General features: G+C 31.4%; 23 protein-coding genes and 1 riboswitch. Of the genes, 14 read left to right on the forward strand and 9 right to left on the reverse strand.

All coding sequences use genetic code 11. The features are described from left to right. Positions 1 to 6 precede the first annotated feature (6 nt). The 8 genes from B5D15_RS03135 to lpdA form a co-directional block, all read right to left on the reverse strand. Entirely contained in the window at positions 7 to 948 is a 942-nt protein-coding gene (locus B5D15_RS03135) for an AAA family ATPase (RefSeq protein ID WP_078695656.1), read from the reverse strand. Positions 949 to 980: 32 nt separating this feature from the next. Then, positions 981 to 1,043: riboswitch (Fluoride riboswitch) on the reverse strand. Between the two features lie 44 nt (positions 1,044 to 1,087). Then, positions 1,088 to 1,369, reverse strand: a complete 282-nt coding sequence (locus tag B5D15_RS03140) for a hypothetical protein (RefSeq protein WP_078695657.1) — start codon at positions 1,367 to 1,369, stop codon at positions 1,088 to 1,090. 15 nt (positions 1,370 to 1,384) lie between these two features. Further along, positions 1,385 to 1,792 (reverse strand): putative zinc-binding protein, encoded by a 408-nt coding sequence (locus B5D15_RS03145; RefSeq protein ID WP_078695658.1) that lies wholly within the window; start codon positions 1,790 to 1,792, stop codon positions 1,385 to 1,387. A gap of 1 nt (position 1,793) precedes the next feature. Beyond that, positions 1,794 to 2,195: a putative zinc-binding protein gene (locus B5D15_RS03150; protein ID WP_078695659.1), complete on the reverse strand. Its 402-nt coding sequence runs from the start codon at positions 2,193 to 2,195 to the stop codon at positions 1,794 to 1,796. Next, positions 2,188 to 3,039, reverse strand: a complete 852-nt coding sequence (locus tag B5D15_RS03155) for a putative zinc-binding protein (protein ID WP_078695660.1) — start codon at positions 3,037 to 3,039, stop codon at positions 2,188 to 2,190. The genes B5D15_RS03150 and B5D15_RS03155 overlap by 8 nt, the downstream gene beginning before the upstream one ends. Beyond that, positions 3,032 to 3,325 carry a 4Fe-4S dicluster domain-containing protein gene (locus B5D15_RS03160; protein WP_078695661.1) on the reverse strand — a complete coding sequence of 98 codons (294 nt, stop codon included), beginning with the start codon at positions 3,323 to 3,325 and terminating at the stop codon, positions 3,032 to 3,034. The genes B5D15_RS03155 and B5D15_RS03160 overlap by 8 nt, the downstream gene beginning before the upstream one ends. A 1-nt stretch (position 3,326) precedes the next feature. Continuing rightward, complete coding sequence (locus B5D15_RS03165) at positions 3,327 to 3,704, reverse strand: hypothetical protein (protein ID WP_078695662.1); 378 nt, start codon at positions 3,702 to 3,704, stop codon at positions 3,327 to 3,329. A gap of 19 nt (positions 3,705 to 3,723) precedes the next feature. Next, the gene (gene lpdA, locus B5D15_RS03170; RefSeq protein WP_078695663.1) at positions 3,724 to 5,121 is read right to left on the reverse strand and encodes a dihydrolipoyl dehydrogenase; all 1,398 of its coding nucleotides are present in this window, start codon (positions 5,119 to 5,121) and stop codon (positions 3,724 to 3,726) included. A 434-nt stretch (positions 5,122 to 5,555) separates the two neighbouring features. Here lpdA and B5D15_RS03175 point away from each other — a divergent pair, with 434 nt between their 5' ends. The 5 genes from B5D15_RS03175 to B5D15_RS03195 are packed head-to-tail and all read left to right on the forward strand — an operon-like array spanning position 5,556 to position 7,914. After that, a complete protein-coding gene (locus B5D15_RS03175; protein WP_078695664.1) occupies positions 5,556 to 6,041 on the forward strand; it encodes a permease in 486 nt (161 codons plus the stop codon). Beyond that, positions 6,038 to 6,571, forward strand: coding sequence for a permease (locus B5D15_RS03180; RefSeq protein WP_078695665.1), 534 nt, complete (start codon positions 6,038 to 6,040; stop codon positions 6,569 to 6,571). The genes B5D15_RS03175 and B5D15_RS03180 overlap by 4 nt, the downstream gene beginning before the upstream one ends. Before the next feature lie 25 nt (positions 6,572 to 6,596). Beyond that, positions 6,597 to 6,992 (forward strand): thioredoxin family protein, encoded by a 396-nt coding sequence (locus tag B5D15_RS03185; RefSeq protein ID WP_078695666.1) that lies wholly within the window; start codon positions 6,597 to 6,599, stop codon positions 6,990 to 6,992. Position 6,993: 1 nt separating this feature from the next. Next, complete coding sequence (locus tag B5D15_RS03190) at positions 6,994 to 7,680, forward strand: cytochrome c biogenesis CcdA family protein (protein ID WP_078695667.1); 687 nt, start codon at positions 6,994 to 6,996, stop codon at positions 7,678 to 7,680. A 12-nt stretch (positions 7,681 to 7,692) separates the two neighbouring features. Next, positions 7,693 to 7,914 (forward strand): sulfurtransferase TusA family protein, encoded by a 222-nt coding sequence (locus tag B5D15_RS03195; protein WP_078695668.1) that lies wholly within the window; start codon positions 7,693 to 7,695, stop codon positions 7,912 to 7,914. On the opposite strand, the gene B5D15_RS03200 is transcribed toward B5D15_RS03195, so the two are convergent. Then, positions 7,911 to 8,813 (reverse strand): LysR family transcriptional regulator, encoded by a 903-nt coding sequence (locus B5D15_RS03200; protein WP_078695669.1) that lies wholly within the window; start codon positions 8,811 to 8,813, stop codon positions 7,911 to 7,913. The genes B5D15_RS03195 and B5D15_RS03200 overlap by 4 nt on opposite strands. Positions 8,814 to 9,024: 211 nt before the next feature. Here B5D15_RS03200 and B5D15_RS03205 point away from each other — a divergent pair, with 211 nt between their 5' ends. From B5D15_RS03205 to B5D15_RS03245, 9 genes are all read left to right on the forward strand, one after another. Then, positions 9,025 to 9,693: a YeeE/YedE thiosulfate transporter family protein gene (locus B5D15_RS03205; protein ID WP_078695670.1), complete on the forward strand. Its 669-nt coding sequence runs from the start codon at positions 9,025 to 9,027 to the stop codon at positions 9,691 to 9,693. 29 nt (positions 9,694 to 9,722) lie between these two features. Continuing rightward, entirely contained in the window at positions 9,723 to 9,950 is a 228-nt protein-coding gene (locus tag B5D15_RS03210) for a sulfurtransferase TusA family protein (RefSeq protein WP_078695671.1), read from the forward strand. Between the two features lie 38 nt (positions 9,951 to 9,988). Next, positions 9,989 to 10,522 carry a YeeE/YedE thiosulfate transporter family protein gene (locus B5D15_RS03215; RefSeq protein WP_078695672.1) on the forward strand — a complete coding sequence of 178 codons (534 nt, stop codon included), beginning with the start codon at positions 9,989 to 9,991 and terminating at the stop codon, positions 10,520 to 10,522. 47 nt (positions 10,523 to 10,569) lie between these two features. Next, positions 10,570 to 11,805 carry an FAD-dependent oxidoreductase gene (locus tag B5D15_RS03220; protein WP_078695673.1) on the forward strand — a complete coding sequence of 412 codons (1,236 nt, stop codon included), beginning with the start codon at positions 10,570 to 10,572 and terminating at the stop codon, positions 11,803 to 11,805. A 117-nt stretch (positions 11,806 to 11,922) separates the two neighbouring features. After that, positions 11,923 to 12,216, forward strand: coding sequence for an ArsR/SmtB family transcription factor (locus B5D15_RS03225; RefSeq protein WP_078695674.1), 294 nt, complete (start codon positions 11,923 to 11,925; stop codon positions 12,214 to 12,216). 20 nt (positions 12,217 to 12,236) lie between these two features. Beyond that, a complete protein-coding gene (locus B5D15_RS03230; RefSeq protein ID WP_078695675.1) occupies positions 12,237 to 12,476 on the forward strand; it encodes a thioredoxin family protein in 240 nt (79 codons plus the stop codon). 77 nt (positions 12,477 to 12,553) lie between these two features. Next, positions 12,554 to 13,522: a permease gene (locus B5D15_RS03235; RefSeq protein WP_078695676.1), complete on the forward strand. Its 969-nt coding sequence runs from the start codon at positions 12,554 to 12,556 to the stop codon at positions 13,520 to 13,522. Between the two features lie 142 nt (positions 13,523 to 13,664). Then, complete coding sequence (locus B5D15_RS03240) at positions 13,665 to 13,967, forward strand: ArsR/SmtB family transcription factor (RefSeq protein ID WP_078695677.1); 303 nt, start codon at positions 13,665 to 13,667, stop codon at positions 13,965 to 13,967. 77 nt (positions 13,968 to 14,044) lie between these two features. Continuing rightward, the gene (locus B5D15_RS03245) at positions 14,045 to 14,563 is read left to right on the forward strand and encodes an adenine phosphoribosyltransferase (RefSeq protein ID WP_078695678.1); all 519 of its coding nucleotides are present in this window, start codon (positions 14,045 to 14,047) and stop codon (positions 14,561 to 14,563) included. Positions 14,564 to 14,617 lie beyond the last annotated feature (54 nt).

Raw genomic sequence — 14,617 nt, forward strand, 5'->3', positions numbered from 1 at the left:
TTACCTCTAAAAGTCCTCAACGGGAGCTTTAATGCTATCTATTATATGATTAATAATTTCAATATTGTTTGCCTTATTTAATCCCTTAGTTATTATTCTATGATTTAAAACATAGGGAGATAGCATTTTTACATCCTCAGGTATAATAAAATCTCTTCCTTCTATGGCGGCCTTTGCCTGACAAGCTCTAAAAAGTGCTATAGTTCCCCTTGGACTTACTCCAAGAAGTATTTTTTCGTTTCTTCTTGTTTCTTCGATTATGTCCATAATATAATCCATAACATCTTTTGAGATATCAACTTTAGAAAAATTATTTTTTACATATAATATTTCATCTAAAGTTATTACGGGCTTTATTTCGTTTATTAAATTAAAGTTCTTATTTCTATAAACGACTTCAATTTCATCTTCTCTTTTAGGATATCCCATGCTTATTCTCATGAAAAATCTGTCAAGCTGTGCCTCAGGCAGAGGAAAAGTTCCGTAGGATTCAACAGGGTTTTGAGTTGATAGTACCATAAAGGGTTCATTTAATCTGTGAGTTTGTCCATCTATAGTAATCTGTTTTTCTTCCATTGCTTCAAGAAGACTTGATTGAGTTCTTGGAGTTGCCCTGTTAATTTCATCAGCAAGTACTATATTTGTAAACAAGGGTCCCTTCCTGAATTCAAATTCACAGCTTTTCTGATTATAAAAATTTATGCCTGTAATGTCTGATGGAAGAAGGTCTGGAGTAAATTGAATTCTTTTAAAATCGCAGCCTAAAGAATTTGAAAATGCTCTTATGAGCATTGTTTTACCAACACCAGGGATATCCTCTAAAAGCACATGACCTCCACAAATAAAAGAAATGGTTACAAGTTCTATGACATCTTTTTTTCCCACTATAACCTTTGAAACGTTTTGAATAATTTTTTCTTTAAAATTTACAAAAGCATTTAAATCCATGGCATTACCTCCTAAAAATAAAACTTCTGCATAATACTGCAGAAGTTATCAATCTAAAAAAGATAATTATGGCGAACTTCATCACCTATTTACTTTTAATTTTAATATATATAAATTTTTATACTATGTCAACAAATTTTTAACAGCCGCAGCCGCAGGATTTCTTCTTAACAGTAAACTTATCCTTTGATTTTATAACTTCGATTTGTCCTAAGGCTGGTTTAAATTTATCTTCAGCAACAAATTTAACTCCTTCAAGTTCAACAACTATATCGTTATCCTTTACATTATCAAATTCTATATCGAATATAGGTCCGCTGCAGCCAAAATCAACAAGTATAAATCTTGCAGCTTCTTTTCCTTCATTTTTTAAAGCCTCACCTAATTCTTTTAATAATTCCTTTTCAATTTTAATATTCATAATACTTACCTCCTATTATTTATTTTCAGCTATTTTATCAAATTTTTCGCATATTACCTTTGCAACTTTATCAACCATTTCCATATGCTGAGAAGTCATATCCTTTGTTGAAACTGTTTTATCAAGAGCTACATCATTTCCTAATATTTCTGAAACATCAACGATGTCACTTACTTTTCCGCTGTATTTTTCCGTTGCCCTTTTTGCACAGCACTTGCTGCATCCATCAACTGTTATTACTGGAAAAGCTTTTGCAAAAAATCTTTCTTCTTCTCCTCCTGCAAGGTAAAGAGGAAGACAAAGAGTTACTGTTTGCCCTGGACGAAGTTCTTCAAGCATTTTTCTTGTTGCAAGCCTTGAAATTGTTCCTCCAAGGCATTCTTCACCGCTGCAGGATAAAACGCCTATTTTTAAATCAGCCATTTTATTTCTCCTCCTTTAAAATGTCATCTACTTTTTCACAAATCTTTTCACATAGTTCATCTACAACCTTCCATCCATCAGGGGTTAAAGCAGTAGCTGTTCCTGCATCAACTCCTCTATGGTTTCTCATCTCATCAACAGTTCTGTACTGCATTTTAACAATACCTCCAGCAAGTTCAGCGTTTTTTGCAGCACAAAGTTTAGGACAGCCATCAATTGTAATGCATGGGAATCCTTCTATTTTTGACTTTGAATCCTCATCCCCTGTAACTATATGTGCAAGGCATACAGTTTCAGTTTCATTAGGCTTTAATTCATTTGTAACTTTAAGGGCAGATTCCCTTGCCATAAGGCCGAATACTTTTCCAATACCGCTGCAAGGTATTACCTTTACTTTAGACATGAAATTCATCCACCTTTCGTTTCATTATCTCAAAATATTTATTGAAATCATATAAAAGCTCTTTGTCGCTTTCAAAATCAGAAAGCTCAATTTCTTCAATCCATCCCTTTTCATAGGGGTTTTCATTTATAAGTTCCGGAGAATTAAGAAGCTTTTCATTAACAGCTACAACAGTACCGCTGACAGGGCTTACTACTTCAAATACAGCTTTACCTGATTCAATAGTCCCAGCCTCACCGAATTGTTCAATTTCGCTTCCAACTGCTGGAGGAGTAAAAAACATTATATCGGATAAACTCTGCTGAACATAATCTGTAACTCCAATTCTTGCCCTATTTCCTACAACATAGACATAACAGTCGTTTTCATTAAAATAAAATCCTTCCTTTGGTACTCTGAAAATAAACTTGTCTTTCTTATATATCTCATATTCAAATTTTTCAGGGAAATCAGTATCTAAAGAGCTTATAACTTTTTCTTCTTCCTTTAAAAGGTTATCTGCAATAATATTAACAAGTTTGAAATCTTCATCATTTAGTTTAAGGGAATTATGAAGTTCTATATTATTAGCCTTTGCTTCATCAGAAATATTAATTTTCTGAGCTATTTTTAAGGACTTTTCAGAAGCAAGCCTGCTGGCACACCTTGTGTTGCAGCCATCTATTACTATTAATGGCTTTTCCTGTGCAATTTTATTATACCTTGCATCTGCAACTCTATATAGTACAGGACAAATAATTTCACTATCTGAATTCTCACATACTTTTATTGCAACTTCTCTTGAAATACATCCTGCACATTTATCAAGGCCGTTGCATGGAAGGAGTGCATAGGATTTACTCATTTCCTTCCATCTCCTTTCTTAATTCCTTAATCATCTTTGTTGTTTCATTTTTGTTAGGGAAAGATAGAGCATCAACTCCGCAGGTTTTTCCACAGGCACGGCAGAATACAACGCAGTTGTTTGGATTTTTAACTATAAGCTTTTTTTCTTCTCCCTCTCTTATTTCATAGACATCGTGAGGACAGAATTTTACACATTCCATGCAGTAGTTGCATTTTGTATAATCTATTCTTGGACTCCAGTCTATTTTTTCCCTTGGTACACCCATAAAAGTAGTTTCAGCCATATTATTCTACCTCCAATCCTAAATCCTTTAAAGCATTTTTAACAACTTCTAAAGCTTTTTCATTAGTCATGTCTCTTATATCCAGCATCACAGCATCCTTTTCAATATCAAGGCCGGCATCTTTAAAGGCCTGCTTAAACATCTTTCTTTGCATATTTGGAGCACAGGCACCTATTATAACTTTTCTGTGAGCTTTTAAAAAATCTGCAAGGAATCTGTCACCATCTTCTTCACAAAGCTGAGGGTGTATAAATCCATATTCAACGGGTAGCTCAACCCTAACTTGATTAATAAAGTCCCAAATATCCATTGCCTTAAATCCAGGGCACTTTCCAGTACATACACACATAATAAAACCAGGTAATTTGTTTTCTTCCATAATTATTCCTCCTTAAAATTTATTCTTTATGAATGGCTCTGCCTAAGGCATCAGCACAGGCTTCCCATATTGCTTCGCTTAATGATGGATGGGGATGTATCATATCTGCTATAACATCAGCCTTTGCTTTTAAAGTTATTGATAGGGTTATTTCAGAAATCATTTCTGAAGCATTATTTCCAAGTATTTGTCCGCCTATAATGTAATTGTCTTCATCTATTATTATTTTTACGAAGCCTTCTCTTTCGCCTAAAGTAAGGGCTCGTCCGTTATTTCTAAAATTAAATCTGCCAACTTTATATTTTATTCCTCTTTTTATAGCTTCTTCCTCATTTAAACCAACAGATGCAACTTCGGGGTTAGTATAAACGCAGGATGGAACAGCATCATAATTAATAGTTGTATCTAAACCTAAAGCATTTTCAGCTGCTGTTTTCCCTTCTATAAATGCAATATGGGCAAGAAGCCTTCCGCCTACAACATCCCCTGCAGCATAAACTCCTTTTATGCTTGTTTCCATGTGCTCATTTACAACTATTGCACCCTTATCTATCGATAAACCTAAACTTTTTACCTCATCACTTTGGGAATTTAGTTTTCTTCCGATTGCAACTAATACTTTTTCACATTCAACTATGTTTTCTTTGTTTTCTTCTGAATATAAAACCTTAAGTAAACCATTATCTTCTCTTATAGATTTAACGGTAGAGGAAAGTTTAAAAATTATTCCCTGTCTTTTCATTATTTTTAAAAGTTCATTTGAGATTTCCTTATCTTCAAAGGGCAAAATTCTATCCTTCATTTCTATAATAGTTATCTTACATCCAAGAGTACTTAACATAGATGCAAATTCAAGACCAATAGCACCAGCACCAATAATAGTCATGGTTTTAGGTATATAGTCAAGATTTAATGCTTCATCGCTTGTTATAACGTTTGGAAGGTTTATACCTTCTATATTTGGCATGAGGGGGGATGAGCCTGAAGTTATTATCATTTTATCGCAGTATACTTCAATTTCACCTTCATCTGTTGACACAATAATTTTTTTAGGATTTTTTATCATGCCTTTTCCCTTTAAAACTTTAATTCCTTTTTGGGGGAGAATATGCTCAAGCCCCATGTTTAAATTTTTGACAACTCTGTTTTTCCTATCTATTGCACTATTCCAGTTTATGTTTGAAATGCTGCTTTCGATTCCAAATTCCTTTGATTTTTTTATTATATATGAAACTTCTGAAGTTTTAAGAAGAGCTTTTGTAGGTATACAGCCTCTATTAAGACATACGCCTCCCAATTCTTTTCCTTCAACTAACACAACATTTGCACCAAGCTGAGAGGCTCTTATTGCAGCAACATACCCAGCAGGACCCCCTCCCAAAATAGCTATTTGACAATTTAATTTATTATCATTCATATACTCACCTCCATTAACATAATTATTTAATTAAATAATTAAAACAATCTTATACTTATAGTACTACTTTGATAATATAAAGTCAATCAATTATAAAGAATTTTTTGTGAATAATAGTATCTATAAAATTAAATAGATTTACTGACGTAGTTATAATTATTTTTTGATTCATAGCTATAAAAAGAGAACATAAAATTTTTGTATAGGTTGAGCTAAGGGAAAATGGTACAATTTAGAATAATAAAAAATATATAAGATGTTTTGAATTTTATAAAATATTGCCTACGAAATAAAAATGAAGTTGCAATATTTTATGCATGAGTTTATAATAAAATTAATGAAATAAGGTCAATATGAAATTACTTATTGGCTTTATTTAATGTAAACAATTTAATTATATAATTAAATAATTGATTTAAAAAGGAGGAACATTTATGAGCAATTATATATTATATGCGATAACTATACTATTACTGGTTATTTCATATTATAAAGACAAAAAGAAGACAAAAATGGCATTAAAAAAGGCATGGAAATCCTTTGAAAATATTTTGCCTGAATTTTTAGGAGTTATAATGCTTGTTGGAGTACTTCTATCAATTTTAAATCCACAGGTTATATCAAAAATTATTGGTAATAGTTCTGGATGGGTTGGAGTTATATTGGCTGCAATTGTCGGTGCAATAACATTAATACCTGGATTTGTTGCCTTTCCCACAGCAGCAATGCTTCTTAAAAACGGAGCAGGATATATGCAGATAGCAGCCTTTGTTTCAACACTTATGATGGTAGGAGTTGTTACCATGCCAGTTGAAATAAAATATTTTGGAAAGAAGATAACAATAATGAGAAATATATTAGCTTTTATTTTTTCCTTTATTGTGGCATATATTATTGGAAAGGTGGTATATGGTGTATGAAAAAATTGCTTGAAAGATATAGATTTTTTATTATAACAATAATAGCTGTTTTAATATTAACTGCAATAAATGCAAAAATAGGTTTTAAAGCTTTCAGTATAGCAGGATATAGTTTTAAAGAGATGTCTTTAGTAATTCCTCCAGTTTTTGTACTATTAGGTCTTTTAGATATCTGGGTACCGAGGGAAACAATGATAAAATATATGGGGGAGGGCTCAGGGATAAAAGGTATAATTTTATCTATACTGCTCGGTTCTGCTGCAGCAGGTCCTTTATATGGAGCTTTTCCAATTGCAGCAGTTTTTATGAAAAAGGGAGTAAAATTCAGCAATATACTTATTTTTATTGGTGCATGGTCTACTACAAAAATACCTATGTTTTTATTTGAAATGTCTTCCCTTGGAAGTAAATTTGCAATAACAAGGCTTCTAATTGATATACCAGGAATTATAATAATTGCATATATCCTCTCTTCTATGGTTTCAAAGGAAGAAGTAAAAAAATTATATGAGAATGCAGAAAACCTTTAAAATATTTATTAGGGGGATATAAAAAATGAAAAGAGCAACTAAAATAATAATATTAATTCTTATTGTTTTAGGGATTGGAGGAGTCTGGGGCATTAAATATTATAATAATAGCAGTAAAAATGAAGATTTGCAGATAGAAAATGTAAATATGCCTATGCTTATAGATTTAGGTGCAGGAACATGCATACCATGTAAAGAAATGGTTCCAGTCCTTGATGAAGTAAAAAAAATGTACGATGGAAAGGCGAAAGTTGTAGTTGTTGATGTTTATGAACATCCAGAAATTGCAGATAAATTTGGAATTACACTTATACCAACTCAAATATTTCTCGATGAGAATGGAAGAGAATTTTACAGGCATGAAGGATATTTCCCTAAGGAAGATATTATAAAAGTATTCGATGAAATGGGAGTAAAGTGATATGATTAACCTTCTAAATAATTTTGGTAATCTTTTATCAAATAATGTTTATCTTGCATTTTTAGTATCTTTAATAGCTGGAATTGTATCCTCTTTCAGCCCATGTGTTCTTTCTACTATTCCTCTAATTATAGGATATGTTGGAGGATACGCAAAAAAAGATAAAAAGACTGCCTTTAAATATTCATTAGTTTTTTGCATAGGTCTTATAATTACTTTTACTACCTTTGGAGCATTATCTGCAATACTTGGAAAGCTGCTTACAGGGACGGGCAAGTGGTGGTTTATAATACTTGGGTTAATAATGCTATTTGTAGGATTGCAGATGATAGGAGTTATAGAATATGGAAACAACTCTTGTAAAATGCCTGATAAGAGAAAAGGCCTTTTAGGAGCTTTTTTTCTTGGGATACTTGGGGGGGTTTTATCATCTCCCTGTTCTACACCGGTTTTAATTGCAATATTATCCTTTGTTGCAGGAAAGGGTAATATTATTTTAGGAATAGTTATGCTTCTTTTTTATTCTATAGGCCATTGTACTTTAATACTTATTGCAGGTACTTCTATAGGATTTGTGGAGCAGCTTAGCAGCAATAATAAGACACTGATGCTTGGAAAAGCATTAAAAATAGTATTTGGAGTAATAGTGATATTGTTGGGATTTTATCTTATATATACAGGTATATAAGTGGTGATAAAAATGGTTGTTTTAGATTGTTTGGGGCTTATATGCCCTGTTCCATTAATAAAAGCAAAAATAGAATATAACAAATTAAAAAGAGGAGAGAGCATTATGGTAATAACAGACCATAGCTGCTCTTCTCAAAATATAAAAGAATATTTTGAAAAATTAAAATGCAGCATAAAGATTGAGGAAGTATTGAATGGTGTATGGGAAATTACTATAACAAAAATAGATTAGCAAAAGGTTTTTTTACCAAATTGCTTTATAAAAGATATAAAATCTTTTATATGAGCTTGTTCTGTTTTTTCTTTTTTATATATTATACAGATATTACAACATGCTGCTTCATCTATAGGTATGCAAATAAGGCTTTTAGAATATATTTCTTTTTTTATTGAACTATATGGTACAATAGAAACTCCATGACCTGCACTAACTGATGCTTTTATTGATTCGATTGTATCAAGTTCCATTTCGATATTAAGATTATCTAAAGGTATACCATTTTTAATAAAAATCTCTTCTACTATTTCACGGAATCCACTTCCACTTTGTGTTATAATTAGAGGCATCTTTGATACTTCATCTATCGATATAGTATTTTGATTATTCTTATATAGCTTTGATGATGCAATAAATACTAAGTTGTTTTCGCTTATTTTATAACATTCCAAAAAATCATTATTAATTTCTTTGTCAATAAAACCAATATCAGAAGTATTATCGATTACATGTTCAATTACCTGTTTTGAATGCTCAGATTTTAAAGTAAATTTAATATTTGGATGCTTTTTTTTATAAATATGAAGAGTACATGGAATAAGGTATTCACCAACGCTGTTACAGGTAGATATTTTTATCTTTTTTATATCAGATAATTTTGATTGCTCAATATCTTTTTTCATATTATCATAAATATTTATCAATGTTTCTGCATAAGCAAAAACTATTTCTCCTTCTTTAGTCAGTTCAATACCTTTATTGCTTCTTAACAGCAATTCACTGCCTATGGACTTTTCAATAGATTGAATTTGCTGACTCAATGCTGATTGAGTAAGATGTAAATTTTTTGAGGCTTTAGATATGCTTTTATACTTTGCAGTTTCAATGAATCCCCTAAGATAATCAATATTCATGATATACACTCCTACTTTCTTATTTCAATAAATATTATATGGTATAAAAATTAGTTTGTAAAATAAATAACAAATATTAATATTTCTTATATAGTATAAAAGATTCTAATGATTCAAAACATTAAAATTGATATATAATTAACATGTAGAAACAAACCGGTTTGTTGTAATTATAAAAGTTAAAAATTAGACAATTTCAGGAGGTGAAATTATGTCAGAAGTAGTTCAAAAATCAATAAAAACTAATTCAAAATCTAAGAAAAAGGTTAATCAGATTCCCTTTGGTGTAGTTCTTCTCATAGGATTAATAGGTTTTGGATTCTTCATGGCTAATCAATCACCAAAATCAGCAGTAATGTGGGTTTTTGGTGTTGCAGCAGGTTTTACTCTTCAAAGATCAAGATTTTGTTTTACTGCATCAATGCGTGACCCAGTATTAACTGGAAGTACTTCGCTAACAAAAGCTGTAATAATTGCTATTGCAACTGCAACAGTTGGTTTTGCATCAATACAATATGGAGCAGTTATAAAAGGAGCAGAAAAAATCCCAGGGAATATTTCACCCGTAGGAATTCATGTTGCAATAGGGGCATTTATGTTTGGAATAGGTATGGTAATTGCAGGAGGATGTGCATCGGGAACTTTAATGAGAGTTGGAGAAGGCTTTACAATGCAAATGCTTTCTATCGTATTCTTTATAATAGGTTCACTTTGGGGTGCAAAAGACTTTGGATGGTGGACAAACACCTTTATTTCAAAGACAAAACCAGTATTTTTACCAAATTTAATTGGCTGGGCTCCGGCACTTTTAATACAATTTGGATTGCTTTTAGCATTATACATTTTAGCCGATTGGTATGGAAATAGAAAAAGCGAATAATATTAAAAAATTAAAGGGAGGATTTTAAAATGGCAGAATTAAGATTAGATTGTTTAGGAGAAGCATGTCCAGTACCACTTTTAAAGACACAAAAGAAAATGGAAGGAATGAAGGTTGGAGATATATTAGTAGTAGAAATAGATCATAGCTGTGCTATGAAGAATGTTCCTGAATGGGCAAGAAAAGAAGGTCATAACGTTGAAATAGAAGAAGTTGATGATGGACAATGGGAAATATATATTGAAAAAACAAAATAGATAATAATTAGACACCTATTTTGTGGGAGGTGAAAGGTTTGGCTTTGAAAAATAATGTTTATTATAAGAAATTTTTAAAAGAACCTTGGAGTTATACAGCGGGTGCAGTAGTACTTGCAGCTTTAAATATTGGTATGTTTGCATCAACAGGTAAACCATGGGGTGTAACTTCACCGTTTGCCACATGGGCAGCAAAAATATATCAGAGCATGGGTGGACATCCAGAAACCTGGGCTTACTTTAAAAGTGCAGCAAATGCTGAAGCACTAAAAAACAGCATATGGCTTGATTTACATTCAGTATCTGATATAGGAATTATTTTTGGGGCATTACTTGCAACATTACTTGCTTCACAATTTAAAATAAAGAAAATAAAGTCTGTAAGACAGGTTATTGCAGCTATTCTTGGAGGTTTATTGATGGGATATGGTGCAAGAATAGCTTTTGGATGCAATATAGGTGCACTGTTTAGCGGCGTTGCGTCTATGTCGCTTCATGGATGGGTATATATGATTTTTATATTTTTAGGAGCTTGGGCAGGAAGCAAACTTCTTGTTAAGTATTTTATGTAAAAATATGGTGGCTTATGCCACCTTATATTTTAAGGAGGAACTAATTTATGGAAAAGAAACATGAATACTATGATGTTGTAATAATTGGCGGTGGAGCTGCAGGACTCACTTCAGCAATATATTGCGGAAGAGCAAGGTTAAAAACTCTTTTAATCGAAAAGTCACTTCTTGGAGGTCTTGCAACATATACAAATGAAATAGCTAATTACCCAGGCTTTCCAGACGGAATAACAGGGCTTGATTTAATGAAGCTCTTTGAAAAACAAGCTAAAAACTTTGGTGTAGATATTAAATTAACAGATGTTAAATCTGTTCAGCTTAGAGGAGAAGATAAAACAGTTGAAACCTTTAGAGTAATATATCATGCTAAATCTGTAATTTTAGCATCTGGTGGTAAACCAAGACTTACAAAAGCTAAAAATGAAGAAAATTTTCTTTATGATAAAGGTATATCCTTCTGTGCAACTTGCGATGCTGCTTATTACACTGATAAAACTGTTATGGTAATAGGAAGTGGTGATGCAGCAATTGAAGAAGGAATGTTTTTAACTAAATTTGCAAAAAAAGTTATTGTATCTGTTATCCATGATGTTGGAATTATGGATGCTAATAAGATTGCACAGGAACAGGCATTGAAGAATCCTAAAATGCAATTTTTATGGAATACAGTAGTTGACTCTTTTGAAGGAGAAGAAAGATTAAATAAAGTTATATTAAAGAATGTAAAAACTAACGAGCTTATTGATGTTACTGTTGATGGTTGTTTTTTATTTATAGGTTACGAACCAAATACAGAAATTTTAAAAGAACAAATTAAATTAACTAAACAAGGATATATTATAACAAATGAGAAAATGGAAACTAATATTGAAGGAGTTTTTGCAGCTGGAGATGTTAGAGATAAGTTTTTAAAGCAAGTTTCAACTGCAGTAGGGGATGGAGCTATTGCAGGTGTTGGAGCAGAAAAATATATTGCTGAAAGCGAACTTTTCCAAAATGAAATAATGCAGAAAGAAAAAATAGGGCTTATTTATCTTTGGTCTGCAATTGATGAAAAATGCAGGAACTTACTTGTACATGTAGAAAAAGTAGAAAAAGAATTTAAAGATGAAATAAAAGTAAATAAAATTGATGTTTACAAGAATGCTGGTCTTGCAGCAAGATTAAATATGCAATTAGATGTACCAGCCATAGTTTATACTAAAAATGGGAATATTATAAAAGTATTAAATGATATAAGCTATGAAAATATTTGCAGGGATTTAAAAATTATAAATGAATAAAAACCAAAGGCATGGAATTAATTCCATGCCTTTTACTTAAAAAATTTTAACAATACTATTGACATAATTATATAAGAATATTATTATATAATTAAGAAATTTGTTAGGGTGATGCATATGAATAAAGAAGAGATGATTGTAAAAGTATTAAAAGCTCTTGGGCATCCTATAAGATTTAAAATAGTAAAGTTTCTTTTAATAGAGCCTCAATGTGTATGTAAATTAAATGAAAATATTGAATTCAGTCAGTCGAATCTTTCACAGCATATTAAAATACTAAAGGATGCAGGAATCATAAAAGGGGAAAAACAAGGACTGAATATTGAATACAGCATTGCCAATGATAATGTGAAGCATATAATAAATATGACTGAAAAATTTGTTGAATATTATTTAAATAATATAAAATAATAGAAAAGGGAGGATAATAAATGATTATTAAAATTTTAGGAACAGGATGTTCTAACTGCAAAAAGCTTGAAGCAAATGCAAAGGAAGCCGTGTCCAAAACAGGGGTTAGTGCAAAGGTTGCTAAAGTAGAAAATATTAAAGATATTATGGCTTATGGGGTAATGAGAACTCCTGCAATAGTTATAAACGAAAAGGTAAAAGCTTTTGGCAAAGTATGTACTGTTGATGAAATAGTTAAATTCATCAATGAAGAGAAGTAGGCGTTTTGCCTATTTCTTTAACTTAAAATATTAGATAATACTTATATACTTATCTATTTGGAATAGGAGATGATTTTATGTTTGTACCAGTTCAACGATTTGCAGATTGGCTTGTGTATGGAATATTTGGATTAGCAAAAGATAGTAAACTTGGAAGTGCTTTAAATTTCTTTGTTTTTGATTCTATAAAGATATTTATACTTTTATTTATAATAATCTATGCCATAACTTTTATAAGAAGCTTTTTTCCTCCAGAAAAAACAAGAAAGATACTTGCTAAAAATAAGGGTAGCGTACTTTTAGGCCACGTTCTTGCTGCTCTTTTAGGTATAGTAACCCCATTTTGTTCCTGTTCAGCTGTACCGCTTTTCATAGGTTTTGTTGAGGCAGGAGTACCTCTTGGAGTTACATTTTCATATCTTATAGCAGCACCTATGGTTAATGAAGTTGCTCTTGGACTGTTATATGGGTTGTTTGGACTTAAAATTGCTTTAATATATGTTGCATCTGGTGAAATAATTGCAATAGTCAGCGGTCTGATACTTGGAAAATTAAAGCTTGAAAAGTATGTTGAAGGTTATGTTTATGAGATGAACATTAACAAAGATATTGAAATACCAGATCCTACCATGAAAGAAAGACTGATTGACTCATGGAACTTTACAAAGGATTTAATAAAGAAAATATGGCTCTATGTAGTAATTGGTATTGCAATTGGAGGCTTTATGCATGGATGGATTCCTAATAAGGCATTAGCACCTTATATGGGAAAGAAAAATCCATTTGCAGTATTTATTGCAGTTGCTGTTGGAGTTCCTCTTTATTCTAACGCTGCTGGAATTATTCCTCTTGTCAGCGAGCTTACCCGTGCAGGAGTTGCAATGGGAACGGCACTTTCTTTTATGATGGCAGTAACAGCTCTTAGTGTTCCTGAAATGATTTTATTAAGGAGAGTATTAAAACCAAGGCTTCTTGCGATATTTATAACTATTGTCGGAGTAGGGATACTATTTACAGGATATTTATTTAACTTTATAATTGCATAAAATATAACTTTAACGCCATATTGATAGAATATGGCGTTTACATATTTAAAAAATATTAGTATAATAAATTGTTGCTATATTGAAAACTATTATTTAATTAAATATACTATCAGTATAGTATAATATTTAGGAGAGTGAAAAAATGAATTCCGATGAATTAACGGTAAAGATATTTAAAGCCCTTGGACATCCAATAAGATATAAAATAATTAAATTTTTATATAATGGACCTAAATGTGTATGTAAATTAAACGAAAACATAGAATTCAGTCAGGCGAATCTTTCACAGCATCTTAGAATATTAAAGGATGCAGGACTTGTAAAAAGTGAAAAGATAGGGCTTGAAATGCATTATAGACTTTACAGCGAAGATATTAAAAAAATAGTGGATGAAGCAGAAAAATATGTGGAAGATTATATAAATAAATTAAAGACAAATAGTTAAAAATTTACATAAAGGTATTAAAATTAATTAAAGTTTGTTGTATAATTTATATATTGAAATATGGGGGAGGATTTATAATGGATATAAAGCAGAAAATAAGGGTAATTGAAGGATTCCCAAAGGAAGGTATAAGCTTTAAAGATATAACTACTCTGCTTAGCGACGGAGAAGCATTTAAATATACCATTGATAGTATGGTAGAACAGGTTAAGGATAAGAAAATAGATGTTGTTGTAGGCCCAGAGGCAAGAGGATTTTTACTTGGAGCACCTATTGCATATTCTCTTGGGGTTGGATTTGTTCCTGTTAGAAAACCTGGTAAGCTTCCATCTGATACCTTAAGATATACCTACAATCTTGAATATGGTACAGATTCCCTTGAAATTCATAAGGATTCTATAAAGCCCGGCCAAAGGGTTCTTGTTGTTGATGATCTTTTAGCAACTGGAGGAACAATATCCGCTGTTGCAAAACTTGTACAGCAGCTTGGAGGAGAGGTTGTTGGAATTAGCTTTGTTGTAGAGCTGACAGGACTTAATGGAAGAGAGAAACTGGAAGGTTTTGATGTAAATTCATTAGTTAAATATGAATTTTAATCTATTATGTCGAAAAACAATTGCAAAGTTTTGAATATTAATATATAATTAATA

Origin of the sequence: Caloramator quimbayensis (genome assembly GCF_900167605.1) — a bacterium.
GTDB lineage: Bacteria > Bacillota > Clostridia > Clostridiales > Caloramatoraceae > Caloramator_B > Caloramator_B quimbayensis.